At 35.6% G+C, this 26794-nt stretch carries 24 protein-coding genes; 9 read left to right on the top strand and 15 right to left on the bottom strand.

Annotated features, from left to right (window positions below; genetic code table 11):
* Position 1 precedes the first annotated feature (1 nt).
* The 4 genes from ACPF63_RS17875 to ACPF63_RS17860 form a co-directional block, all read right to left on the bottom strand.
* Positions 2–496, bottom strand: a complete 495-nt coding sequence (locus ACPF63_RS17875) for a Smr/MutS family protein (protein WP_077413839.1) — start codon at positions 494–496, stop codon at positions 2–4.
* Positions 497–578: 82 nt separating this feature from the next.
* A complete protein-coding gene (locus ACPF63_RS17870) occupies positions 579–1076 on the bottom strand; it encodes a metallophosphoesterase family protein (protein ID WP_264519178.1) in 498 nt (165 codons plus the stop codon).
* On the bottom strand, positions 1076–1525 hold the full coding sequence (locus ACPF63_RS17865) for a hypothetical protein (protein ID WP_426480809.1): 450 nt from the start codon (positions 1523–1525) through the stop codon (positions 1076–1078). Before ACPF63_RS17865 ends, ACPF63_RS17870 begins: the two co-directional genes overlap by 1 nt.
* Positions 1526–1610: 85 nt before the next feature.
* On the bottom strand, positions 1611–2075 hold the full coding sequence (locus ACPF63_RS17860) for a hypothetical protein (protein ID WP_426480808.1): 465 nt from the start codon (positions 2073–2075) through the stop codon (positions 1611–1613).
* 98 nt (positions 2076–2173) lie between these two features.
* Here ACPF63_RS17860 and ACPF63_RS17855 point away from each other — a divergent pair, with 98 nt between their 5' ends.
* On the top strand, positions 2174–3718 hold the full coding sequence (locus tag ACPF63_RS17855; protein ID WP_426480807.1) for a serine hydrolase: 1545 nt from the start codon (positions 2174–2176) through the stop codon (positions 3716–3718).
* Positions 3719–3878: 160 nt separating this feature from the next.
* On the opposite strand, the gene ACPF63_RS17850 is transcribed toward ACPF63_RS17855, so the two are convergent.
* Both ACPF63_RS17850 and ACPF63_RS17845 read right to left on the bottom strand, forming a co-directional pair.
* Entirely contained in the window at positions 3879–4298 is a 420-nt protein-coding gene (locus ACPF63_RS17850; protein WP_426480806.1) for a hypothetical protein, read from the bottom strand.
* Positions 4299–4752: 454 nt separating this feature from the next.
* Positions 4753–5229, bottom strand: coding sequence for a SixA phosphatase family protein (locus ACPF63_RS17845; RefSeq protein ID WP_047377738.1), 477 nt, complete (start codon positions 5227–5229; stop codon positions 4753–4755).
* Between the two features lie 115 nt (positions 5230–5344).
* Here ACPF63_RS17845 and ruvX point away from each other — a divergent pair, with 115 nt between their 5' ends.
* The 6 genes from ruvX to ACPF63_RS17815 all read left to right on the top strand — a co-directional run bounded on the left by ruvX (position 5345) and on the right by ACPF63_RS17815 (position 9784).
* The gene (gene ruvX / locus ACPF63_RS17840; RefSeq protein WP_047382122.1) at positions 5345–5761 is read left to right on the top strand and encodes a Holliday junction resolvase RuvX; all 417 of its coding nucleotides are present in this window, start codon (positions 5345–5347) and stop codon (positions 5759–5761) included.
* Positions 5758–6330 carry a peptide deformylase gene (gene def, locus ACPF63_RS17835; RefSeq protein ID WP_180565144.1) on the top strand — a complete coding sequence of 191 codons (573 nt, stop codon included), beginning with the start codon at positions 5758–5760 and terminating at the stop codon, positions 6328–6330. Before ruvX ends, def begins: the two co-directional genes overlap by 4 nt.
* A gap of 75 nt (positions 6331–6405) precedes the next feature.
* Entirely contained in the window at positions 6406–6960 is a 555-nt protein-coding gene (locus tag ACPF63_RS17830; protein ID WP_077413846.1) for a DUF5606 domain-containing protein, read from the top strand.
* Positions 6961–7226: 266 nt separating this feature from the next.
* Positions 7227–7994: a nucleoside triphosphate pyrophosphohydrolase gene (gene mazG, locus ACPF63_RS17825; RefSeq protein ID WP_426480805.1), complete on the top strand. Its 768-nt coding sequence runs from the start codon at positions 7227–7229 to the stop codon at positions 7992–7994.
* Between the two features lie 56 nt (positions 7995–8050).
* Complete coding sequence (locus tag ACPF63_RS17820) at positions 8051–8926, top strand: hypothetical protein (RefSeq protein ID WP_426480804.1); 876 nt, start codon at positions 8051–8053, stop codon at positions 8924–8926.
* A 39-nt stretch (positions 8927–8965) separates the two neighbouring features.
* A complete protein-coding gene (locus ACPF63_RS17815; RefSeq protein WP_426480803.1) occupies positions 8966–9784 on the top strand; it encodes a hypothetical protein in 819 nt (272 codons plus the stop codon).
* An 81-nt stretch (positions 9785–9865) separates the two neighbouring features.
* Here ACPF63_RS17815 and ACPF63_RS17810 read toward each other — a convergent pair whose 3' ends face one another.
* The gene (locus ACPF63_RS17810) at positions 9866–10588 is read right to left on the bottom strand and encodes a hypothetical protein (RefSeq protein WP_426480802.1); all 723 of its coding nucleotides are present in this window, start codon (positions 10586–10588) and stop codon (positions 9866–9868) included.
* Between the two features lie 296 nt (positions 10589–10884).
* Positions 10885–14601: a metallophosphoesterase gene (locus ACPF63_RS17805; RefSeq protein WP_426480801.1), complete on the bottom strand. Its 3717-nt coding sequence runs from the start codon at positions 14599–14601 to the stop codon at positions 10885–10887.
* 26 nt (positions 14602–14627) lie between these two features.
* On the opposite strand from ACPF63_RS17805, the gene ACPF63_RS17800 reads away from it, so the two are divergent.
* Both ACPF63_RS17800 and ACPF63_RS17795 read left to right on the top strand, forming a co-directional pair.
* Entirely contained in the window at positions 14628–15803 is a 1176-nt protein-coding gene (locus ACPF63_RS17800; RefSeq protein ID WP_426480800.1) for a Pycsar system effector family protein, read from the top strand.
* Between the two features lie 52 nt (positions 15804–15855).
* Positions 15856–16746 carry a bestrophin family protein gene (locus ACPF63_RS17795; RefSeq protein ID WP_426480799.1) on the top strand — a complete coding sequence of 297 codons (891 nt, stop codon included), beginning with the start codon at positions 15856–15858 and terminating at the stop codon, positions 16744–16746.
* 7 nt (positions 16747–16753) lie between these two features.
* Here the strand turns inward: ACPF63_RS17795 and ACPF63_RS17790 are convergent, their stop codons facing one another.
* From ACPF63_RS17790 to ACPF63_RS17760, 7 genes are all read right to left on the bottom strand, one after another.
* On the bottom strand, positions 16754–19066 hold the full coding sequence (locus tag ACPF63_RS17790) for a GAF domain-containing protein (RefSeq protein ID WP_077413853.1): 2313 nt from the start codon (positions 19064–19066) through the stop codon (positions 16754–16756).
* Between the two features lie 212 nt (positions 19067–19278).
* The gene (locus tag ACPF63_RS17785; RefSeq protein ID WP_426480798.1) at positions 19279–21744 is read right to left on the bottom strand and encodes a TonB-dependent receptor plug domain-containing protein; all 2466 of its coding nucleotides are present in this window, start codon (positions 21742–21744) and stop codon (positions 19279–19281) included.
* 473 nt (positions 21745–22217) lie between these two features.
* Positions 22218–22733, bottom strand: coding sequence for a S41 family peptidase (locus ACPF63_RS17780; protein WP_426480797.1), 516 nt, complete (start codon positions 22731–22733; stop codon positions 22218–22220).
* Between the two features lie 143 nt (positions 22734–22876).
* Complete coding sequence (locus tag ACPF63_RS17775) at positions 22877–23170, bottom strand: hypothetical protein (RefSeq protein ID WP_426480796.1); 294 nt, start codon at positions 23168–23170, stop codon at positions 22877–22879.
* A gap of 230 nt (positions 23171–23400) precedes the next feature.
* Positions 23401–23592, bottom strand: a complete 192-nt coding sequence (locus ACPF63_RS17770; RefSeq protein ID WP_426480795.1) for a hypothetical protein — start codon at positions 23590–23592, stop codon at positions 23401–23403.
* 176 nt (positions 23593–23768) lie between these two features.
* Positions 23769–25148 carry an NADH-quinone oxidoreductase subunit N gene (locus tag ACPF63_RS17765; protein WP_426480794.1) on the bottom strand — a complete coding sequence of 460 codons (1380 nt, stop codon included), beginning with the start codon at positions 25146–25148 and terminating at the stop codon, positions 23769–23771.
* A gap of 152 nt (positions 25149–25300) precedes the next feature.
* A complete protein-coding gene (locus ACPF63_RS17760; protein WP_077413859.1) occupies positions 25301–26794 on the bottom strand; it encodes a complex I subunit 4 family protein in 1494 nt (497 codons plus the stop codon).

Below are 26794 nucleotides of genomic sequence, written 5' to 3'. Positions count from 1 at the left end.
TTTAGTGAAATTCTACCATTACCGCACCCGATTGATGGTGAAGTATTTCCTTATTATAAAAATCAATATTGACCTGGCTTTCCAATACATCCCAAACCATCCTCTGCAAAGTCCCGTCACCAATGCCATGAACAATTTCCAGTCTCTTCAGGTTGTTCTTTCTGCAAAACCCGATCACTTCAATCAGTTTTTCCTTTTGGATAAACAATCTTTCAAAGCTGTCATAGTCATTGGGATTCTTTACCAAATTATGAAAATGAAGGTCTAAAACCAAATGATTTTTCTGATGTTTCTTAGAAATGATTTTTTTAGGTTCTGCTTTTCTTATTACTCTGATATTTTCATAAAGATCAGAATCCTTAGGAACCAGTTTTTCTTTAGGATATTGGTGGGTAAAGCCATATTCATCTTTAAAAACGACAATATTTCCCTTCACGGAAGTTACCACTCCGCTTAAATCTTCATCTACTACCGAAACCTTGTCGCCGATTTTCATATTTTAAGACTTGTCTGAATCAATTATTGTACAAAGGTAGAAAGTAAAATGTATGAAATCAAACTCCTCTACACTTAAACACTCAAACTCTCGGTCCAAGTTCAATAATTTCCAGATCTTTGATTTCCTCACCGTCTACCACAAAGCGCATCATCGTCCTTACTTTATGCCAGCCCTGTTTTCCACAGGCACCGGGATTAAGGTGCAGCAGGTTGTTTTTCTCATCATACATCGCTTTCAAAATATGCGAATGTCCCGAGATAAATAATTTAGGCGCTTTTTCTGCTATTTCTTTTTTAGTAAGTGGAGTATATTTTCCGGGATAACCTCCGATATGAATCATCAAAACCTCCAGCTTTTCACAAAAGAAACGGTTGACCTCCGGAAATTCAGCCTGGATTTTAGCATCATCAATGTTGCCGTAGACTCCTTTCAGAGGTTTTATCTTTTCCAGCTGCTCAATGACGTCAAGATTTCCAAAATCTCCACAATGCCATATTTCGTCAGCCTGAGAAGCGTATTCCAGAATCCGGTCATCAATATATGAGTGAGAGTCGGAAAGGAGAAGGATCTTTGTCATTATCTAAGGGTTCTTTCTGTAATATTTTCGTGGTATTTATCTTTGAATATCGCTACACGTTCAGGATTCAGTTCTCCGTCATGATTGATTACTCTTTCTTTTAATAACCATTTTACCAGCTTTTCCATTCCTTTTTTAGAATTCATAAAATTGGCAATTTTGGCTATATCTGTTGATTCTACTTTTGTTTTTTCAGGCAGAAAATTCAGGATAAAATAATCATCACTTACATAGCTTGGAGTTTCATTGTCCATATATCGGTAAAGAAGAATCTCTTCATCATTCTTCATAGAAAAAAATGAATACTGGGCCACATTAATTTTTTCAGCTTTCAGAATCTGTTTTCCATCTAATAAAACTTTATCATCTTTGATGGTGACGTTCTGAGAAAAATATAAATTACAGCTTATCATCAGGAAGAAGAAAGCCAATAATCTGTTTACTGCCATTTTTTTGATTTTTTTAAGACTGCAAATATAAGAAGCTTTAATAAACTTATCAGATCTGATTCCTTTCAGAGAATAATGTAGGATATCAGTCAATAATATTTTTTGTTCTTCGGATAGAATCCAGTTTCTTTTCTATATCCGCACTGAAAACCTTTTTTAGTTTCAGTTGATTTTCCGTAAGCTTTGAAATAACAAAAGTACCGGTCATATTCGTATTGGAAGGAAATACTAAAGTTACTGTAGAATCTGAGGCTTTTTTCCAGCTCCCGATGTAACGGTCTGGTTTTTCATTTTTAGTAACCGGTTCTTCCAGAGTATCATATCTTAATGTAGATTTAATCAGGTTTCCTGTGACTTTTCCATTTTTCTGAAATCTGATTCCTTCTCTTCTTGCCTCAAAACCCTCCTGCTTTTCGTAGGTATAAATATAAGTATCCATTTTACTGAGATTCCAGGTTTGTAAAAGTAAAGGATTGGAAGTTCTGTCCTGGGCTTTGATACCACTGACTGCGAAAAGAGAGAAAATACAGATACAAATAGTCTTTTTCATGAATACAACGGGTTTATCAGTAAAATATGTAAACTTTTAACCATGCTAAAATTAGCATCACTTAATATTTAGTAAATTTGGGAAAATTAAAATAAACAATGAAACAGAAACTTTCTTTTTTCATTTTTCTTTTGACCGTAGGACTGGCCAATGCGCAGGTTGAAGAAAAAAAACTGGACGAGCTGATCCAAAATACCCTGAAAACCTTTGATGTGCCTGGAATGTCCGTGGGAATTGTAAAAGATGGAAAAATGATTTATTCCAAAGGTTTTGGAGTACGTTCTCTTACGACCAAACAGCCTATGGATGATAATACATTGGTGGGAATTGCTTCCAATTCTAAAGGTTTTACATGTACAGCATTAGCAATCTTAGCAGATGAAGGAAAACTGAACTGGGATGATAAAGTTTCAAAATATATTCCTGAGTTTCAAATGTACGATCCATACGTTTCTCAAAATGTAACGATAAAAGATCTTATCACTCACAGAGCCGGATTGGGCCTTGGACAGGGAGATCTTATGTTTTTTCCGGAAGGAGGGAACTTAACGGTGAATGACATTGTTCATAATGTGAGATACCTGAAACCTGAGAATCCTTTCAGAACAAAATTAGATTACAATAACATCATGTTTATTGTTGCCGGAGAAGTAATTCACAGAGTTTCAGGATTAAGCTGGGCAGAATTTATCGAACAGAGAATTATGAAACCTGTAGGGATGACTTCAAGCTTTGGGAGCTATAACAGAGCAAAGTCTGTAACGAATAAAATTGATGCACATGCTCCTGTAGACGGAAAAGCAATTGCCGTTCCCCACGACTGGAACGAAACAGCAAATGCCGCAGGGGGAATTATGAGTAATATTAAGGATATGACGATCTGGGCAGAATGTCTGCTAAATAATTTCACCACTAAAGACGGGAAAAAATTAGTTTCAGATAAAAATGTTCAGCAGCTTTGGAATCTTCAGATCCCTGATAGAGTTGCTGCAAAAAATCCATACGATACAAGCTTCTACGGATATGGTTTAGGGTGGTTTCTAAGCGATGTTAAAGGGCATAAGCAGATACAGCATACCGGTGGGTTAATTGGAACGGTTACCCAATTCACTTTGATTCCGGATATGAAGCTGGGAATTGTTGTATTGACGAACCAACAATCCGGCGCTGCTTTCAATACGATTACCAATACGGTAAAGGATTCTTATCTTGGTGTAGCAGACAGAAACTGGCTGAAAACATATGGTGACAGAATGTCTAAGATGGAAGCAGATTTTAATAAACAAAAGAAAGATGCTTTTGTAAAATCAGAAACATTTAAAAAAGAGAAATCTCTTCAGCCAAAAGCAGAGCAGTTTACAGGAACTTATAATGACGTATGGTTTGGTGATGTGGAAATTGCACAACAGGGAAATACTTACAGAATTTCATGTAAAAACTCTCCAAGATTAAAAGGAGAATTGCTTCCTTATTCTAACAATTCTTTTATTATCAAATGGGATGACAGAAGCTATGATGCAGATGCTTATATTATTTTCAGTTATGACGAAAACGGAAAGGCAGAATCTGCAAAATTAAAGGCGATTTCTGATGTGACAGATTTCAGTTTTGATTTTGATGATCTGGATTTGAAGAAGAAATAATAATATCGAAAAAATATTCAATAGAAACGGGCTTTAGCCCGTTTTTTCATTTTTACAACGATAATAGCTTTAGCCGAAACTTAACCACCCCGTCAAAAAATAAATTTTTTGCCACCCCTCCAGAGGAGGGGAATGTGAAGTCTGTAAAAGGAATGGTAGTTTACTGTACAAGATTCAGATCCTGATTTGCTAAAGTAAGCTCTGTATTAAGGTGTTGTTTTTCAAAGAAATTTTTTAGTTCAAGAAGTCTTTTCTTATTGTCATAATGAATGCTTGAATTCAGTTTCCTTTGACACAATGAGCAAGCTCTTGCAAGGTGATAATCTGTTTCTGTAAGTGAGTTGGTTCCATTCATCACACAGTTGGCATTCAGGCAGTGGCTGATTCCGAACATATGTCCGATCTCGTGGGAACTGATTTTTATTAATCTTAAAAAACTTTCATTGAAATTGGAATCGGTTAAATGACCATTTGCAAATCTATACATAGAGGTTACTCCTACACCTTCTTCATAAGATGCAAGTCCGAAAACGTAGTTCCATTCTGGTTTTGGAAAAAGATCTTTCTCTGTAATTCCCATCAGTACTACAGCATCTTTAGGTTTTCTTTTGATCAGAATGCTGTCCAGTACATAACCTGCCAGAACTTGTTCGTGTCCTTCCTTTGAAATTCTTTTGACTTTTTCAGGAAAGATCGTATTGGGTAAAACGGGAAGGATTTTTATTTCCAGCTGGAAATATATTTTTAAATATTCTTTGGTGAGTGCTATTTCTCTTTTCTGAAGTTCATCAAAAGTTCCGATGGGTTGAAGATAAATCGTGTTTTTTCCAGGTTCAGGTTTTATTTTTTTTACTTTCTGAAAATCTTCAAATGTCTGGAAATGCTCATGATGGTTATACCGCCAGCTTCCGGGTTTTGGAGAAGCCGGGAGTTTTATATCATTCAGTGCAGTCTATTCAAAATAAGATTTCTTCTGTTTCTGACATGAAAAAAGAAAGATGAATAGAGCCGCATAAAAAAAGAGAGATGTAACGTTATATTTTCCCTGGTTCATAAAAGAACAGCAGTTTCTTTTTGGCACCGTCAAATTCTGACCACGATTCACAGTCTACTTCAAAACCAGCGACTCCGCATGTGGGAAAATGAAAAATATCTTCAGAAATGGAATTGGCAAAATTTGAAATTCCATTATTGTGAGAGAAAAAAGCAACTGAATTCAGGGTGTCATCCAGGTCATAAATTACAGATTCAAAACTTCTTTCCGAAGGATTGTACAATTTTTCATCAGTAGAACAGTTAAGTTGATAAGCCTGATTAAAAATTTTACACGTATTCAGTGCACGTACTGCGGGGCTTGACACAAAGTGATCGATGGAAATATTATTATTTTTAAGGAATCTGGACATGTGCATAGCGTCTGTCAAACCTTTGTCTGCCAATGGTCTGTCAAAGTCCTCCGTTTCCTCCGGCCAGTCGCTTTTTGCATGTCTTACGAGGATGAGTTTCTTCATATAATTGTTTTTTGGAAGATTAAAATTATAAAAAAAATAATGGAATAAAACATGATTTATATAAAAAAACTGCGTTATGAATAAAATCAGTAAATTTTACTAAATTTGCAGACTTATGGGACAAATCCTTGCAATTGACTACGGAAAGGCTCGTTGTGGTATCGCTGCAACAGATGATATGCAGATTATAGCCAGTGGGCTGGAGACTGTAGAGAACCGTTTTTTAATGGAATTTTTGAAAAAATATTTCAATGAAAATAAGGTAGATGAAGTGGTAATTGGGCTTCCCATAGATTTGAAAGGAAACGTTTCGGAAATCGAAACTGATATTTTAAAATTCATTGAAGAATTTAAAAAAGAATTTTCGGATATTGCGGTCCATCGTTTTGATGAAAGGTTTACTTCCAAAATGGCTTCGTTTTTTATTTCTCAAAGTGGAAAAAACAAAAAAAAGAGGCAGGAAAAAGGATTAATAGATAAAGTAAGTGCAACCATCATATTGCAGAATTTTTTAGAACAAAAATTAAGATGATTTTACCGATAAGAGCTTTTGGGGATCCTGTTTTGAGAAAAGTGGGAAAAGATATAGACAAAGATTATCCCGAATTACAGGAATTGATAGATAACATGTTTGAAACGATGTACAGCGCAAATGGCATAGGTCTTGCAGCGCCTCAGATCGGTTTGGATATCCGTGTATTTATAATAGATGTGACTCCTCTTGCTGAAGATGAGGATTATGAAGATATTAAAGATGAGTTGGCAGAGTTCAAAAAAGTATTCATCAATGCCAGAATTCTTGAAGAATCAGGTGAAGAATGGAAGTTTAATGAAGGCTGTCTTTCTATTCCGGATATAAGAGAAGATGTAAAAAGAAAAGGGACAATCGTTATTGAATATTATGACGAAAATTTTGTGAAACATACAGAAACTTTTTCCGATATTAGAGCCCGCGTAATTCAGCATGAATATGACCACATTGAAGGGGTACTGTTTACTGATCACCTGAGTGCTCTGAAAAAGAAACTGGTAAAAGGTAAACTGACAAAAATCTCTCAGGGTGACGTAAGCATTGGTTACAAAATGAGATTTCCAAAATAATTTAAACAAGGATAAAAGAAATAATATAAAGCAAAAAGCTTAGAGCTGATTGCAGAATTTACAAAAAATAAAATTATGCTGTTAGAAAAAATAATTTCAATTTCTGGAAAGCCAGGACTTTACAAATTAGTTTCTCAATTAAGAAACGGATTCATCATTGAAGATGTTACCACTAAGAAAAAAGTAAGTATTGGAAACTCAAGCCAGGTAAGTTTGTTGGATAATATTGCCATGTTTACATTTGAAAAAGAAGTTCCTTTGTTCGAAGTTTTTGAAAATATTGCTAAAAACAATGATTATAAAGAAACAATTTCTCACAAATCTTCTGATGCAGATTTAAAAGAATTTATGGTGTCTTCTTTACCTAACTATGATACAGAAAGAGTATATGCTTCTGATATCAAGAAATTGGCTCAGTGGTACAATGTTCTTCATAAAGCGGGATATATTACTCCTGAAAGTTTTGTAAAGGCAGAGCCTGAAACTTTGGATGGAGAGCCTGCAGAAGAATTAAACATTGAAAAAGAAGCTAAAAAAGCTCCAAAAGCAGAAAAACCTGCTGCACCAAAAGTAAAAGCTACTTCAGCTGCAAAATCAGCTCCAAAAAGTACGCACAGAAAACAAGGATAATTCATTCAATTTGAATTAAAAATACAAAGTCTTGTCAGGAAATTTCTGACAAGACTTTTTGTTTTTTATGAGGTAGCAGATGACAGATAATAGGGATTAGTGAGTTTTCTGCTAAGTTCAAATTTCGTCTGTATCTTTAAACATTAAACCCTAAACCTGTAACCTCTTGCATTCCATATCCACAAACTCTTAACTTTCACTCCAAACCACTACCACAGACCCAAAATATCCCTTACATTTGTACAAGATTGAATTTTTCATTACTTATGAATACGAAACAGGAGAAACTAGAGGCCTTTGGAAGATTACTGGATATCATGGATGATCTTCGTGAGAAATGTCCGTGGGACCAGAAACAGACTTTAGAGTCGCTTCGTCATCTTACCCTTGAAGAAACCTATGAACTTTCAGATGCTATCTTACAGAATGATCTGCAGGAAATAAAAAAAGAGCTGGGAGATGTTCTGCTTCACCTGGTTTTTTATGCTAAAATTGGTTCAGAAAAAGAAAGTTTTGATATAGCAGATGTGATCAATTCCCTTAATGAAAAGCTGATTTTCCGCCATCCTCATATCTATGGAGATATTGAAGTGAAAGATGAGGAAGAGGTGAAACAGAACTGGGAAAAATTAAAACTAAAAGAAGGAAATAAATCTATTTTGGGTGGAGTACCGAAAAGTTTGCCGAGTTTGGTAAAAGCCTACAGAATCCAGGATAAGGTAAAAGGAATCGGTTTTGAATTCCATGATGCCGAAGATGCCTGGAAAAAAGTAGATGAAGAGATTCAGGAGTTTCATGCTGAGACTGATCTCTATAAAAAGGAACAGGAACTTGGGGATGTATTTTTCTCACTGATCAATTATGCAAGAATTTCAGGAATTAATCCCGATTCTGCTTTGGAAAGAACCAATCTTAAGTTTATTTCAAGATTTCAAAAAATGGAAGGACTTGCTGAGGAACAGGATTTAAAATTGGCAGATATGTCTCTGGAAGAAATGGATGTTCTGTGGGAAAAGGCAAAAAAGCTTTCATAGCCCTTTATTGGAACAATTAATGCTTCTTACATTCAATTAAAAAAATAAAAATAAATATGTTACGTTTTCTTATTTTACCTGCTTTGCTTCTATTGAGCTGTAATCCAAAAGCTCAGAATTCTCCCACTAACGAGGATGAATTGAAAGTCCAGTTTTCCCTACCTAAGAAGTTGAAGGAAGTCTCCGGAATTGCTTTATCAAAAGATAAGAAGACCATTTGGGTGATAGAAGACAGAGGGAATAAAAATGCAGTATACGGCATCAATGATAAAGGTGAAATGTTGGCAAAAGTGCCTGTAGAAAATACAGAAAATACAGATTGGGAAGACATTATATCAGATGCTCAGGGAAATATTTATATCGGAGATTTTGGTAACAATGATAATAACCGTACCGATCTTGCTATTTTAAAAACTGATCTTACCAGCAGTACACAGACAACAACAAAAGTTGTTCAAACCACAAAATTCCATTATCAGGGTCAAACGGAATTTCCACCAAAAAAATCAAACCTGTTGTACGATTGTGAAGCTTTTGTAGAAATGGATGGTAACTTCTACTTATTCACAAAAAACAGAAGTAAGGGTTTTGACGGAACTTTCCTTGTATTCCAGGTGCCCAATAAAGAAGGTGATTTTGAAGCAAAATTAATCGGAAAACTAAAACTTCAGGGTGGTTATAATGATGCAGCCATTACTTCAGCTACGATCAACAGTACAAAAGATAAAATTGTATTGCTTACGCATAAAAATGTACACGTTCTTACAGGCTTTACGGCCAACGATTTCAGTGGTGCAAAAATTCAGAAAATTCCATTGAATCATCATTCCCAGAAAGAAGCCATTGTTTTTCTTGATGATAAAACAGTTATGATTGCAGACGAGAAAGGGAAAAATGAAGGGGGGAATGTATATACGTTTTCTTTAAACTAAATTTTATATTTTTATAATAAATATACTAACTAATTAACCATGAAAAAATTGTTTTACATTTCACTTGCATTAAGCCTGCTCTCATGCAGCAGCAGTGATGATACCCCAGCGGATACTCCACCGCCGCCTCCGGTTATACAGACTGAAAAAGCTTATGTTAATGGGGTAGATGGTATCGGAACACCTAATCCTAAAGAATTTTATGAATTTACTTATGAAAATGGAAATTTAACGAATGTTAAAGGAAGGTTTTATAAAATATTTATGCAAATGGAGGATATGTTTTTTGCCGATAAGATTACTACACTGTCTTACAGTAATAATAAAGTAATCTTAAGTGAATTGGAAGGAGCAAATTTTCAAGGCTATCAGGAATATCGTTTTACCATGGATAATAACAGGCCTGTAAAACAGGAACATTATTATGTAAATAATGTAACCGGCCCTGGTTCTGTAGCTGACACCAAAACCTATACTTATGAACAGGATAAATTAAAAAAGATTTATTGGAAATTTGAAGGTCCTGGTGGTTATGAATATTTCACAACCTATTATTATAGCAATAATAACCTTACTAAAAGTGAGGTCATAGAAAAAATAAGTGGAATAGATAATAAGTTAACTACGATTACATATTCTGATTTTGATAACGCTGCAAATCCATTTAAAAAACTTTATCTGCTGAATAATGAGTTGTATGAGAAAAGCTTATCTGCTAATAATTTCAGAAAAAAAGTATCTGTCACGGAAAATTTAAATCCGGCTAATGGCAATATTCCTCCAAAGACAACAACAAAAATATGGAACTATAAATACGATGCTAACGGACAGGTATTATTATTCTTTCCAATACTATAAAAAATCAAATAAAACCCCACAGAGAAATCTGTGGGGTTTTTGAATATATGAATGTATTGAAGTGATTGACATTTTTACATCTTATGGAGTAAGGTAAGAGATATGGATATTTCCACTTGATAGCCTAAAATCCTGAGTATATCGGCAGCGTATTCTGAAGGTTTCTCCTGTATTGAAAAAGTTAATGGATGAAAGATTATGGTTCAATCCTGTAGTGCGTTCTCCATGGCCTGTAGATATGCCTGCAAGCGTTATAAGTGCCGGCGAAACCTTTTGGATATAAGAATTTGCTGTTCCTGCAGTTTGTCCTGACGGATTTAGATTAAGATCATAGGTTGCATAAGGAACAATATTATAAAACCCGGGTTTTACCACTGTGAAAAGTCCTGTTGCTGAGTTATAAGTTAAATAAGCTGTATCAATCTTATTACTCACATTGAAGACGTAGGTTTGTGAATAACTTTCATGAATGGTGATTGGAGTAGAGTGTGTTCCTGTATAACTGCCGCTGGATGGGCTGATATCTGTTTTGTTCCCTACATACACAACTTTTAAGAAATTTTCAGATTCAATTGTTTTCCATACCGGAGTATTTCCGGCTTCGTTTGACATTAGGACCTCACCTTTGTTTCCTGAATTACCTTTAGTTCTGTCATCGCCGCCTATATTCAGGTCTTTAACGATCTGTAGTGAACCATTGACATGTAAAGTATGTTGAGGTGTTGATGTTTTAATCCCTATCTGTGCATTTAAATGTATAAACAGGGTAAATAATGCCATATACAATAGCTTCTTTTTCATCATTTGTCGATTTTTTTATTGCTACAAATATAAAATGTTTTTAAAATGTCTGTTTTTTAAAGAATTGATAAACATATAAAGCTATGTGTGGTGTTGACCTATATAGCTGAAAATATGGCTTTTATTTAAAAGCCATATTGGTTTTATTAATGAAAAATGTAAGCTGAAAATTAGGATTATTAAATTTAATTAAAATTGGATTTTTTTTGAATATTCAACTGTAATTAGTTTTAATAGGTTTTAAAGAATGTTTTGTATCTGTCTTAAAATTGTAATACTGATGATGAAAATTTGATTATTTAAAATTTCATTCCTACCCCTGCGGAAAGTCTTCCACCATCCGAACCATAGAAATAATTCAGTCTTGCAGACATCATTTCTACAATACTCAGCCATACACCGGCACCGGCAGATTGGTGCCATTTTCTGGAATTTTCACTGTCATTCCATACACGGCCGATATCATATCCGATAAGAATTCCCATATTCGCAGGAATAATATTGTTTCTTACTCTCCCAAAATCCCATCGTATCTCTGAATTATTGGTAAAATATGATCTTCCTGAGAATCTTTCGTTTCTGAAAGCCCTCATCCCATTGTTACCTCCAATTGCAGCGGCCTGATAGAATTCAAAATTGTTATTATTGATCCACATTACGTTACTGGAATTGGCAAAAACAAATTTTCCTTTCTTATCAATTCTATGATCAATGGCAAGCTTTCCTTTTACAGTCAGGAAGTTTTTATTAAAGTCGGAAAGAGTTGCTTTCCAATCGGCATTAAGCATAAATTCCAGTCCAAGAGTAGGGAATGCTGTATTATCTGCATTTTTATAGCCAAATGTATAATTGGCTCCTACAAACTGTTGGCTGTTAAATACACCTGGTCTTACGTCCGGTGACTGGTTGATGAAGCGGTCAGCCTTTCTCTGGACTTTATTATCTTCAAAGGTTAATTGAAACTGATGACTCAGATTCATCCAGCTTTTCTGAGAGATAGAAGGTGCAAAGTTGAATTTTGAAATTCTGGCTCTGTTGTATTCTCTTTCCGTATCTTCCTTATCATATTCACTTTCATTGGAAAGGCCAAAGAAATTTTGAGAAAACCTTGGAGTCGTATAAAATGCATCCAGATTGAAATCCCAACCTGAGATAGCCTTTTTAAATACTCCTTTATAGGTAAGGCTGAATCCTGCAGTAGCAGTATAAAAATTAGCTTTTAAGCTGTGTCTTTGGGTATAAGGATCACGGATGAAGTTATTGACTGTATAATTGGCCAGAACGCCTAGAATGACACCGTCATCCGGGTTATAGTCAAGGTTTGGATATCCTGCAAAGGAATTGTATTTCGGGTGTTTATAATTATAGCTGTTGATGTCATAATCATCAGTGATGTTTTTGGTTGCATTGCCAGCGTTATAAGTATTCTTCTGAGATTTAAAATCATAAATCTTCACTTTTCTTCCATCAGCAACATTATAAGTATCATGATTATATCCACCAATCAGCCGGATGTTCATTTTAGGGTTTCCGGTTCCTGCCACTTCATAGATATCATCATCTTCAAGTCCGTAGATCCACAATTCTTTTGTTTTTGAATCATGATAGGTCTTTTCAAAAACCAGCTCATTCTGATCTTTGTTCTTGCCCAGTTTATATTGCTGTACAAGTACTGAATGTCCGTTTTTGGTGATGACAAACTTATCAGGATTTACAGTTCCTGCCAGAGATACTTTTTTCTGTAATACATCATAATACTGAGCAGCGTAGCTCTGAAGTTTTGTTTTTCTTACTTTCAGCTTTCTCTGAATTTCAGCAATGGTATTGTCCTGTACCTCTTTCGGAAGATTATGGAAAGCATCATCAATATCTACATCAGTAAGATGTTCCTGAATATATTTTGCCTGAGTCTCCCATTCTGTCTGATCAGCTCCTTTTAAAAAGACCAGATCCATCGGGTAGGGTTCCATAGCAAGCCACTTGACACTGCTGATATCTTCTGTAAAGGTTTTCATATGGCGAATTGCCGGAACATTCATAATAAGCTTAAATGCAGCTCCGTCATATTTGCTGAATGCCTGATCTCTGTCTTTAGGGATAGGTTTATACACTACTTTGTCACCCGCTTCATATTCTGCCCATTTCCACTGATCCGAGTGTCTGTCCCAGTCACCGATAAGCATGTCAAATAATCTGGCTCTGATATAGGATTCTCTGTCAACAGAATATTTATTGCTTTTGCTGAGGTTCTTCAATACATCATCCGTGGAAACAATATCTTTTGCATTACCGAGATAAGCCAATGTTTTAGGGTCAGAAGAAAAACGTTCTTCAATCATGTACATTTCATCTCCATAATTCTCGTTATATCTCCCCAAAGCTTGTTGTTTAGGAATATAATAGAGTTTTGGATTACTGTGCAAAATATTCAGTTTCTCTGACATATTTCCAATCGTAAACGGAGTAAACGGGTGGTTGGTCGTATAAAAATCCAACAAGAATTTTTCAGGGAAAGTATCAGTAAGTTCTTCACCTAACGTACTTTTTGTGAAAGCCATATTATTAAGAAAACGGATGGCACTCTTTTTCACTCCACGCATCACAAATTCCTGTCCGTCCGCTGATTTCAGTCGTAAGCTGTTGGACTGGTTTCCTCCACCTTCTCTGAAAGGGATATATCCGCCGTTTAATTCTGAAAGATTGGCTGTTGGAGCTTCAATCGGAATTCCGTAATAATATCTGTAATGGTCTCCCCAAAGCCATCGGTAAAATTTTCTTTTTTGAGTAAGCTGTACCGGGTAGATGGTTGAGGAAAATGTCTGCGGAAAAGAATTGGGAAAGTTATTGACAAATACATCCGGCTTGGAAATTACTGAAATATGAGTCAGTTTTTGAAGTTGCGCATCTTTCGTAGAAAAATACTCAACATCTGTACTTTCATCTTTTCTGAAATTTAAAACAGCAAAACCACTTCCTCCGTAAGAAAAATCAGTTTTCTCTATAATGGTAGACGGGTCTGTTTTGGAACCTGCACCACTGATGATCTGTCTTAGATTTCCATCTTCGTGATATTGCAGGTTATGATCATGTCCGGAAACGAAAATAATATTTTCCTTGTCCTGAACAATACTTTTTAATCTGTTAGCCAGATCTGCATAATGCTGGTTATTGATATCTTCCGGGCTTGCTCCGGAGGAACTCCTTAGTATATTGACTACACTTGCCACTACAGGAACCGGAACTTTACTTTTGAAAGGATAAAGATGGGATTTTGCAGAATTAAAACCTGCATGGGTCCCACTGCTTATAATGGGGTGGTGTAAAGCAACAATGATTTTTTTACCCTGATTTTTAATGATCAGATCTTTAAATTCTGTAAAAAAATCCTCGCGGGTTTTGATATTACAGTTTTTATTGATTCCCGGGTAATTGTCCCAGTTGGCAATAACCCATTCTGTATCAACAGCTATGAGCTTAATGTCTTTAGAAACGTTGATATCATCAATAGGACATCCGTTTTTAGGCAGAAAAGCTTTTTTGTCGTCGAGGTATTTTTTTACCAGTCCTTCCTGAGCGTTCAATCCTTCCAGTCCGTTATACCAATCGTGATTTCCGGGAATTACCAATGTTTTACCTTTGAAATTCTTCGTTATGGCAAGCTGATTTTCCAGTTTATCTTTAGCTGAGGCATACTCTTTATCTGTTTCTTTAGGCATCCCGTTAGGATAGATATTATCTCCCAAAAAGATCAGCATAGAGTTACTGTCGGCAGAATCCAGTTTGCTTTTCAGTAAACTCAGTGTTTTTTGTGCCTGAGGTTCATCTGCGTTTCCTGCATCTCCAATCAGAAAAAGTTTAAAATCATTTTCAGATTTTATCTCAGAATCTTTTACTTCAAATAAGTTTTTGCCCTTTTGTACGTTATATGTAGCACAGGAATAAAGGGCTCCTGCGGACATTACAGTTCGAAGAACAATAGAAGTATTTTTTAAATGAGTTTTAAAGGATAAATTCATAAATTTACATTAACAAAATTTCAGGAATGAGCATTCTACAAAAAGCTAAAAATTATGTTGAAATCTTATTCAAAGATAAGTTATCTTCAGTATATTTTTATCATAATTTTATCCATACTGCCTATACGGTCAATAAGGCTGAGGAAATCATGAAAAATACTCCTGTCTCTCAAGAGGATCAGGAGAAAGTACTCGTAGCATTATGGTTTCATGATACCGGGTATATAGAATGTGCCCTGAACCATGAAGAGAGGAGTGTGGAAGTAATGAAAGCCTTTTTACAGGAGGAAAATTATCCGGAAAATTATATCGCGGATGTTGAAAAACTGATTCTGGCTACGAAAATACATTATGAACCTCAGAATTTACTGGAAAAAATTGTAAAAGATGCGGATTTCAGTCATTTTGCAGGTCATGATTATAACGATATTTCTGATGCTTTGAGAAAAGAATGGGAGCTGACGAATGTAAGATGTTTCTCTAATGAAGAATGGAATGCCGGAAATCTGGATATGCTGAAAAATAAGCATACTTTTTATACGGATTATGCTAAAGAAAACTGGGAGCCTCTGAAAAAGAAGAACATTAAAAAGATCGAAAAGAAGCTGGAAAAAGAAGAAGAGAAAAAAGAGGAAAAAAAGGAAAATTCAGAAGGTAAAAAGGATAAAGAAAAATCTGACAGAAGTGTAGATACATTGTTCAGAGTAACGCTTAACAACCATACAAGACTGAGCGACATTGCAGACAGCAAAGCCAATATCCTTTTATCTGTAAATGCCGTGATTATTTCGGTTTGTCTTTCTGTACTGGTTCCCAAGCTGGATACCCCGAAGAATGCCCATCTGATCCTTCCAAGTTTCATTCTGCTGCTATCTAGTGTGCTAACGATTGTTTTTGCGATATTATCTACCAAGCCCAATGTTACCAAAACAACCTTCACTGCTAATGATATTGCCAACAGAAAAGTAAATCTGCTTTTCTTTGGAAATTTTCACCAAATGCTATTTGATGATTACCATAATGCGATGAAAGATCTGATCAAAGACAGAGATTATATTTATGATTCTATGGTAAAAGATCTGTATTATCTTGGAAAGGTACTTGATCGGAAATATAAGCTTTTATCTATCACTTATAAGGTCTTTATGGCAGGGATTATAATTTCCGTGCTGTCTTTTGGATTTGCTTTTCTTAGTCTTTAATTAAACAATAAACACACAAATGATAGTAAGACAGCGAACAAATTGGCTGAAAATGTTATTTATATGGAGAGGCTCTGTATTAAAGAAAATTGTTGTTCAGCTTAGCATTATCACGCTGTTTTCCCTGGCTATCTATATTTTCAAAGGAAGAATCTTTGATTATAAAGTACATCTGAATCCTACGATTTTTACATTGATAGGGCTGGCTCTTGCTATATTTATGGGGTTCTGTAATTCTGCGAGCTATGATCGTTTCTGGGAAGGGCGGAAGCTTTGGGGACTTCTTGTTATTGAAACCAGATCTTTGACGAGACAGATTTTATCGTTAGTGAACGATTCTTCTCCCGAAGCTAAAGAAGAAAAAGAGAAAATCATTAAGCTTATCTCTGCATTTTCCTGGTCGCTGAATTTTCAACTGAGAGATAAATCCGGAACAGAACATCTTGAAAGGCTTCTTTCTCCTGAAGAACTGGAAGAGGTGAAGGATAAAAAATTTATTCCAAGTATTATTCTGGGATTTATTGCAGACTGGCTGAACGAACAGAATAAAAAAGGAAATATTGATACCATTGTAATGACTGCCATGGATCATCAGTTGAATCAGTTTTCTAATATTTCCGGTGGTTGTGAGAGAATTTACAATACTCCGTTACCCTTTGCTTACAGTGTTCTTCTGCATCGTACTGTATATCTGTACTGCTTCTGGCTTCCTTTCGGACTGGTAGATTCCCTGGGGTGGATGATGCCTATGATTGTTCTGTTAATCAGTTATACCTTTATTGCTCTTGATGCCATTATTCAGGAGATTGGTGAGCCTTTTGGTGAGGAAGAGAATGACCTTGCGCTGAACAGTATCTGCCGTACGATTGAATTTTCTATTTTTGAACAGGCGGGAATTCCTCAAGGTGAATTGAAGAAGCCGGATACTTACTTTATAGATTAAATAACTTCTATTCCTGTGGAAGTGTAAAAGAAACTCTCAGTGCCAGCAATCCTGTAATTCCCTGAAGATCTTCAACCCTTAAGAATTCTATATCATTTTGTAGTACTCCTTTCTTCTGGAGTTTGGAAATGTAGTCGAGGTATTCTTTCTGATTTTCCATTCCGAAATAGACGATGGTGATCTTTCCAGGAGCGGTGATGCGTTCTGAAGAATCTTTCACATGGGCTTTATCCAAGCGTTTTTTGATAATTTCGTAATAGGAATTGTAAGCTCCGTCTACATCAAAACGTTTTTCATCCATTCTGAAACGGATGTCTATTTTTTCATTATAGACAAAGATCAGTGAGGCGATATCCAGCTGTACGGGAAGATATTTTTTGAATGAGTGAAATTCAAGTTCCATTTTACAGATGGTTTTCAGCTGCCAGTATCTCAGTTTGTGAACAACTTTTGAAGTATAATGAAGCTCAGGTGCGATGGTGGTGCCAATGTAAAGGTTATGCTCTACACCATCAGACTTAAATCTTTCATAGTAGTGTGGGAAAATTTCCTGTGCTTTTATCTGAGTTTCGTCCAGCATATCTGCCAGTTTACGGTTCACCAGAGTGATAGAATCATCCAGATTTTTTCTGTGGTGATAAAAAAGGTCAGTTGGTGTAAAGATGTGTGAAAAATAGTCCTTGATCTTCGCCTTTATTTCCCTTGAGGTTCTTATTTCCAGCTTCCCTTGTAAAAAAGGATGAATTTCTTCCCTTAATAATCGTTGAAAGCGTTGTTCTGTATCAGCTTTGATCTCATTGTTGAGTTCATTTTCAAATACATCCAGTGCCAGCAAAAATTTTTCTGAATCGGAATTGGTGAGTATAAAAATCTCATTTAGCCATTCGATCTGCTGATTAAGATCCTGAAGCATCAGGTTATAACGCTTTTCCGAAGAAGAACGGATATCCGAAACACCAAACAGCGGAGTAAGGTTTTTGAAAGCAATCTGCTTTAAGGTATATATTTTCTTACCGAGCGATGCGGTGAAATATTTTTCGGCTTCATTTCTGAATTTCCACACCACACTGTCGTGGATGGTTGTATATTCACGCTGGATAATAGCTTCTATCTGATAGTTTTTCTCAAAGTAGAATCTGTTCAGAGAGAAAAGAACCATATCAGTGAAAAACTCCAGTTTTTTAAGTTTTAAACCATTAAAACTTCCGGCAATAGGAGAGGTAAACTCCATAATCGCTAGGAGTTCACCGTCTTTCATGATAGGAATTACCATGAAACTGTTGACATTATTGTCCTTTAAAATACTGAAGGAAGGGAGTTGTTTTACACTTTCCTCCAGGTTGTTTACATTGGAAACAACTACAGGTTTTGAATTATGATTTAAATTATTAAATGTACTCTTACGGGTATCTTCGTCAAAAGCATTAATCCAGAAATCCAGAATATGATTTGTAAGAAGACTCTCATAAATTGGGAGTTTATCCAGTTTCTGTTCTTTTTTATTAAAAGTCATCAGCCCGAAACTCAATTCCGAAACATCAAAATAGGATTTGAAAATTTCAGTCAGATTTTCATTAGGATTCAAATTTTCAGGATCAATCTCTATCATGCTTGATTTCAGATCAGAAAGTGCCACTTCCGAGGTACAGTCTACTAATGAAATGATAGTGAAACCTTTTAATATCCATGATTCTGAAGGGAAATACTTTTTCCACAACTTAAAATCATCCAGGTTTTCCAAAAGCATATCCAGCACATCATCAGATGGGATTTTAGCATCTTCTGTGGGGATAATTTCGGTAAAATCTGAATTGACCGTAATCTTATAATGTTTCATGATTCCCTGTTTATTAGGAATATCATAATAGAACGGAATAGTGCTTTTAATATCTTTTTTGAAGTAGCTCTGAAGAATCAGGCAGCAGCAGAATACATAGAACTCATTGTCTGTAATGTTTCTGAGCTCTATTTCAAAGTCTTGTCCGGCATCTTTAAGAATATCTTTAAACCTTTCGGTATAATTGAATGTGATATTGGAAAGAGGAATACTCGCTGCTTTTATTTCATTTCTGGTAAGACCTGTTGGGAAAAGATCTGCAAGAAGCAGTCTGATGAGGTCTTCATGCTGTTCGAGAAAAGCGGTGTCCTGAAAACCTTCTCTAAGCTCTTTATAATTTCTTGTGCTCTCGATCAATGATTCTGCATAGTTGACTCTATACTCTAATCTGTCATTATACCGGATATGTTCCAGAACATCCAAATATTTTTTGAATGATATATAAACCTGAAAAGGAGAGTCTTTTTTATAGAGATTAGCCAAGAGCTGAAATTTAAAGTAAAGTTATGAAAAAAACACTATTTACAAATGTGTTTTGAATGGGTATAAATGATGATTCCCTTCTTTTTTGTTTAGGTTTCTGTAAATGTTTTTATTTTAGTCATTTAGAAAGCGCAGATAGATGTTTTTTTAGAATTTGAAAAAAGTTGTCCTAATTATTCAGGACAACTTTAGTATTTAAAAATATATGAATATTAGAATTTAATATTATATCCGATTATAAACTGTGTTCCAAAAATGCTGAAATGTTGGGCATCATAGCTGGACTGCTGATATCTTCCGTTGAAGGTAACGGTATTATAAACTTCATCATACGCTGTATTTGCCGGTAGATTCCGCAGTTCCCATTTAGGCAGAACATTAAAGACATTCAGAATACCGAAGTTAATGGTATTTTTGCTGTTGATATTGTAGTTGATGGTAATATCTGTAGTAATTCTTGGCCTGAATCTCAGATAGGATTGTGATTCGGCATTAGGATCATTCCAGGCCAGATTAGCTCCCGGCATACCGCTGTTCGCATAAGTAGCTTTTCCAAACAAAGTATTGTTGAGTGATATATTCCATTTTTGAATGGTATAATCTATACCGAGAACAGCTTTTAAAGCTGGTCTGGAAGTGGTGGTTAATGCTTCCTCGGTTCTGTTAAAAGGAGCAGAGAGGTTAAGCCCGTTCAGCTTGTCTGAATTCTCCGTTATTTTAGAATGATTCATATTCAGGGCAAGATTAAAGGCAAGTTTGCCTTTGGCCAGATCTATATTTCTATAATTGGCAACAAGGTCCAGACCTATAGTTCTTGTGTCTACACCATTGATGAAAAAACTTGCGGCGTTCACATTGGTAATTCCTATATTGTTTAAAGGATCTAAAATTGTAGTTTTATCACTCATTCTGGAACTTAGTAAGATTCTGTCATACACATTGATCAAATATCCGTCGATGGTAATAGAAAAATTTTTATTGGGCTGGATTCCAAGTCCTAAGGTGAAATTAAGGGATTTTTCAGCATCTAAATTGGGGATTCCTACTGCTTTAGCTTCTTTACCTACATTATTAAACAGACCCTCTGTAACGATATTACCGTTAGCAAAAACATTCTGAATAGTAGAAAGATACACCTGTTGAAGAGTAGGAGCGCGAAACCCTGTAGAAACAGATCCTCTGGCGATCAGTTTTTTTCCCATGATGTTTTGTCTTGCACTGAGTTTCCAAACCAATGAGTTTCCAAAATCGCTGTAATTTTCAAAACGCGCCGTGGCATTAAATGTTGTGGCCTCGGAAATATCAAAGGCTGCATCTGCATAGACGCCAATATTATACCTTGAAAAAATTCCGGAATTTTCTGGTGATGATCCCGGAAAAGAAATGGATCCTGTTTGATAATAGGAAGCAGGATCTCCAGCGTAGATTTCATATTCCTCTTTTCTTGCTTCAGAACCGAATGCCAATGCAATATGTTCTGATAATCTTTTGGAAACATCAATATTCCCGATAATATTATTAAATCTGAAACCACCGGGCCTAAAATTAATAGGACTGGATGCTCCTAATGCTGCATTAAAGGTATTTCCTACTGTATATAAAATTTTATTTCCCCCAAAAGTTGCGCTCAGGTCTATATTACATTCACTTTCTGTTTTGGTTTTGTATCCCAGAGTGGCTCCGTAATCGGTAAGGTCTCCAATAAATGTAGGCGTAAAGCCGTCGGGTGAATTCAGAACATTGGCGGGATTTACCCAATAAGGTGTTCTGTGATTGGCAAAACTGCTTACCTTTTTGGTGGCAAATGAGGCATTTGCATACAGGCTGGAGCGGTCAGATACCGGTATGGAAGTATTTATCAAAAAACTTATGCTGTTCTTTTTGGGGTATGCATTTTTATTTTGAGCATCAGGATATTTGGCTAAATAAGCATCCACATCACTTTGACTGGCTCCAAATGTTTGTGCATCCCAGTAAGCATTTACCTTTCCGTTTCTGTAGGCATAATCATTATTCTGGAGATTGGTGGAAAATGTAAGAAAGCCTCCGTTCTTAAATGTAGATCCAGTGATCAAATTAAAATTTTGAGAAAAGCCGTCTCCTTTTGAGTACAGCCCCAGATTTGCACTGGCTTCTGTAAAGTTTATTTTATCTTTTAATATGATATTGATAACTCCGGCAATTGCATCAGAACCATATTGGGCAGAAGCTCCGTCTCTCAGGATTTCTATTTTTTTGATGGCAATAGACGGAATAGATGATAAATCAGCTCCCGTTTCTCCTTTTCCAATTGTATTCTGAGTGAAGATGAGAGAAGACTGATTCTTTCTTTTTCCATTAATCAAAACTAATGTTCTTGATGATCCCATATTCCTGATTTCAAAAGGATCCAGCAATGAAGTAGCATCCTGCACTGCGGCGCTGGTAGAATTAAAGGATGGAATCCTGTACTGTAGTGCTTGTCCTACAGAACTATGGCCGGACGATTGAATGATAGCTGCATCTATATTATCAATAGGTAGAGGAGTGGAGATGCTCGATCTTGGAGCAGTTCTGGTGCCGACCATCACTATTTCGTCCAGCTTTTTCGCGGTTACTGAATCTTTTTCCTGTGCTTGTGCCAAGCCTATTGAGCATAATAGAAACGCGGCAGCGGCATTGTTGTTGATCTTCATCATTTCAAGTTTAATTGTGTTTTGTTGTAAATTCAAAACAAATGTATTGATTATGGTATTGTTTTTTATGTTTTATTTTAACTTTTTTTAATACGATATTTTTATTAAAATTCAATAATTGGCATTTTATTTTAAATATAAATGAAATAACAATATATAATTGATAATTTTTATATTGTTAGTGTTCATTGCTTAATTTTTTTTACAATGTATAGCATAGTAATTTTTTGAAATATATTGAAATAGTTAATGTATTGGATAGTTAAATGCATGTTTTGTATACAATAAAGATATAGGTACCAAATAAATAAAACCTTCCAGAGCCAGCTGGAAGGTTTTATATTGATTCCTTATGATGTTGTTTACAATCTGAACATATTCGCAAAGAAATCAGGGAAGATTCCCAGAATGATAATCAAAGCAATGACTACTGTAATGACGTCGTAAGTAAGGGTTACCTCTTCTCATAATTTATATTACCGATTAATAAACGTTATAGCTTTTTGAATAAGAGCATCATCTCCTTTACGGATTGACTGTAAGGTTGGTTTGACCTGAATATCAATAGAAATACCTGTTCTCTGGGTACCTTTTCCATTCGGGTAATATATTCCCAATCCACTTATAGCGGTCATTATTCCGCCTGGAAGAGGTATCTCACAAAGATCTCCGTCTGTGCCGGCTGTTTGTGAACCAATTACAGCAGATTTGGGAGCTGTTCGTAAAGCCATCGTAAGAAATTCTGATGCACTTTGTGTGATTTCATCCACTAAAATAGCTATTTTACCTTTGTAATAATTGCTGTTTGCTTTTCCAATTTTTGCTTTTCCGCTCATCTCAAATTTTCCCAGATGCTGCAATGATGTTGCTGTAAATTTTGCAAATTCTTTGGAGGTAGGAAAAAAATAATCAGAAATTATGGAGGTTGAAAATTCTTTAGGATAGCATCGGAGATCAATGATAATTCCTTTTTTATTCATAAATTTTTTCATGACCGTCTGGATCTCATCTTTCGTGGTAGCAGCAGCATAAATATAACCGATATTCTGATCAAATTCTTTATAAATAGGAAGTTCATCCTTGGTATGGACTAGCTTTGGAATATAGTTTTTTAAAACACTGTCCCAATTCTTTCCTATGATGTCTTTGTAGGGGAAAAAGTAATCGATACTTCTGAACTGTGATACTTCAGATATCCCCAGTTTTTTCCAAGCTGATACAGATTATTGATTTGTTGGTTATTGAGACTGTCTATTCTGAACTGAGAAGCCAGAAAGAATTCATCATGTGATTGGGAGAGATTCTGGGAGGATAAGTCTCCAACATTTTTTCCATCTATATAAAGTTTAAAACTGTCAAACCAGACTTTTCCTTTCCCTTTTAGGAATCCTCCAATTATAATTTTATCTGTGTCTTTAGGAATTACCACGTTGATTGTATATTTTTTCCAATCTGCTGTCCCTTGAATGTTTTCTGTTTTTACGTTTTTAGATTCAAGTTGAATTTCTTATTGATCTTCAAAAGTTATAAACAAGCCTGCAGAGTTTTCCACATTTTCTGTTTTGATATAGCCTGCCAGCGTTACTTCTTTTCCTCGGTAGCTGTTGACAAGAATGTATGCGATTCCTCCTGTACGTTCTGTCGTGTCAGATTGAACGCTTACAGATTTTTCCCTGAATGAGATAGGATTGATTCTGTTTTTACCTTGTTGTTTCCCCTGCTGAACCAGCCGTCAGGTAACGGATTATTTCCTGTTCTTGATTCAAATCCGAAATTATAATCTTTACTATTTTGAGAGTAACCGCTGATTGATAATAGCGCAAAAAATATGATGCAAAAAATGTTTTTCATATTCAATTAAAAGAGGGAGGATAAATTTGACAGAGGTAAAAGTTAAAAGTATGCGGAGTTTCCTGGTTTTGTTTTTTCAAATATAAGTTTTTGTTTTTATCCGGATATGACCACTGTTTTATAATAAAAAAGCACAACTGAATAGCTGTGCTTTTTTATATTGTATAATTCAGATTTTATAATCCGAACATTCTTGCAAATAGATCCGGGAAAACCCCAAGGATAATAATTAAAACAATTATTATTACTGCAATGATATTGTAAGTAAGGGTTACTTTTTCTGATGATTTGAATGTAGATTCTTTAAAGAAGAACATTGCGATGATCAGCCTTAAATAGTAGGCAATAGACAGGGCAGAACCCAATACTGCTACCAATACTAAGAAAGCTGCACCGTTCATAGCCTGGGAGAATAAAGCAAATTTACCCATAAACCCAGCTGTTAACGGAACCCCTGCCATTGAAAGCATAGAGATTGCTGCTGCTGTTGCTAATAAAGGTTCTGTTTTCGCCAATCCTTTGAATGCTCCGAAAGAAGTTTCTCTTTTTAATTTCTCTACCCAGATCAGACACATGAAAACTCCTACTGTAGATAAAGAATAAGCAAATAAATAGAATGCTAAGTTATAAGTAGAAAGGCTTGTCATTCCGAAGAATACCAATCCGATATATCCTGCATGAGATACTGAAGAGTAAGCCAGCATTCTTTTTGCATTCGTCTGAGCAAGACCCATAACGTTTGCCAAGAGTAAGGTAATGATTAAGAATACTCCTAAAACGTTGATCCATTCGTGAGTAACTCCGGTGAAACCAAGCGTCATCAGTCTGAATAATGCAAAGAATCCGGAGATCTTTACCACACTTGCCATGAAAGCTGTAATCAATGAAGGAGAGCCTGCATATACATCAGGACTCCACATGTGGAAAGGTGCTAAAGCTACTTTAAAGGCCAATGCACAAAGAATCAGTAATACTCCTAGGATAAACATTACATTCCCTGAATTAGCTACTCCAAAATCATGAATCTTGTACAGATCAAAACTTCCTGCACTTCCATAGATGAACGCAATCCCGAACAGTAAGAAACCTGTTGCAAATGCACCCATAAGGAAATATTTAATAGAAGCTTCATTGGATCTAAGATCAGTTTTGTTAGCTCCAGCCATTACATATAATGGAATAGAAAGGATCTCAATTCCTAAGAACATCGTTACCAGGTTCTGGTATCCGAAAAGGATGATCCCTCCACATAATGCAAATAGCATCAATGCATATAATTCTGACTGGTGGTTTCTGTGGTTGCTGAACGCAAAACCTCCCAGAAAGAATAATAATAATGTTGTTACGATTGATATTTTAGTGAATAATGCAGTATTGCCACTGTACTCATACATATGCTTGTAATGGTCGAAGAACGAACATTCCGGCATAAAACTTACGTACAATGCGATGATTAATCCCAAAATCCCAATGTATCTTGCGAATTTTCCTTGTTCAAAAACTCCTGAAAATAACGCAATAACTGCTGTTAGGAAAACAATAATTAAAACACTCATAATATAGATTTGAGGTGCGAGATCTGAAGTTTAAAGTTTAAGGTTTCGAGTTTAAAGTTCCGGGTTCAAAAGTTCCCATCCCTAATCTCTTCGTCTTTTATCTTTATGCTCTCTAATCTCTTAATTTTTTAATTTTTAAATCTTTTAATTTTTTAGTTAGCCATCGCCATGTAGATAAACTTCACTGAACTACTCACCATGTCGATTACCGGTTGTGGGAAAATACCTAGTAAGATCACAAAAACCGCTAAACTTGCCAATACAGAAAATTCTACTCCTGACAAATCTTTTGCTGTACTTAAAACGGCTTCATCTCCTTCTCCAAACATTGCCTTTCCGTAGAATCTCAATAAATACACCGCACAAAGAATTACCGTAAGACCAGCAATTACTGCTGCTGTCCCATTAAAATCATAAACAGATTTCAACAAAATAAATTCTCCAATGAATCCATTAGTTAATGGAACTCCCATTGAACCTAATATAATGATCAAGAACAATACAGCAAACTTAGGCGCTACTTTAGCTAAACCACCCATTTGTCTGATGTCTCTTGATTTAAATCTCTTGTATAAAATATCACAACAGTAGAATAATCCTACCACGTTGATACCGTGAGCGAAAGTCTGTACCAATGCTCCTTCAGCTCCTTCTACATTGAAAGTTCCTCTTAGTGTAACTACTGCAGAAGCGAAGATCCCTGCCACCATCAATCCTACGTGAGAGAAAGATGAATATGCAATGATTCTCTTCATGTCCGTCTGGATAATAGCAATCAATGCTCCGTGAACAATACCTACAATTGCAAGAATGATCACAATCTGCCCTGAAATTCCTGCTATCGGAAGCGGAGTGATTGGAAGTAAATAACGCAATACACCATATACTGCCATTTTAAGCATGATCCCTGATAACAACATTGATCCTTGAGTAGGAGAGTAGGTATAGGTATCAGGCTGCCATGTATGGAAAGGGAATACCGGTAATTTCACTGCAAATGCAAAGAAAATAAACCAGAATACCACAGTCTGTTGTACTTCGTTCAGTTGTGCATTGTATAGATCTGTTAAAGCGAATGATGCTGAGTGGTTGTACACATAGATCAATCCGGCTAACATAAATAATGACCCAACGAATGTATATACGAAGAATTTCGTAGTGAATTCGAACCTCTTATTCTCTTGTCCCCAAAGTCCGGCAATGAACCAAATTGGAATCAAAGTTACTTCCCAGAAAATGTAGAACAGCAATCCGTCTAAAGAAGTGAACACTCCTACAAGCCCGAACTGCATCAGCAGAATCAATCCGTAGAATGTATTTCTGTAGTTTACATTTTCGTTGAAAGATGATAAAATAATAATTGGAGCCAGAATGTTGGTCAATAATAAAAGAAGCATACTCATCCCATCGATACCGAAGTGAAGAGAACTCTTCATAAATTGTGACCAAGGATAATTGATCTCATGCTGCAATACACTATCTACCGTCGGAGTAAAATCGAAATCCGAAAGTATATAAAATGTAAGAAGCATTTGTACCAATGCAATTCCCAGTGCCAAATATTTGCTGGAATTACTCTTCCACGCAAAAACTAATCCCGAACCTACTAGAGGTAATAGTAATAATGTTAATAATAAACAAGACAT

This window comes from Chryseobacterium sp. R2ACT005 (genome assembly GCF_049949215.1).
Lineage (GTDB): Bacteria > Bacteroidota > Bacteroidia > Flavobacteriales > Weeksellaceae > Chryseobacterium.
This window is presented reverse-complemented; position numbering and strand designations above follow the sequence as displayed.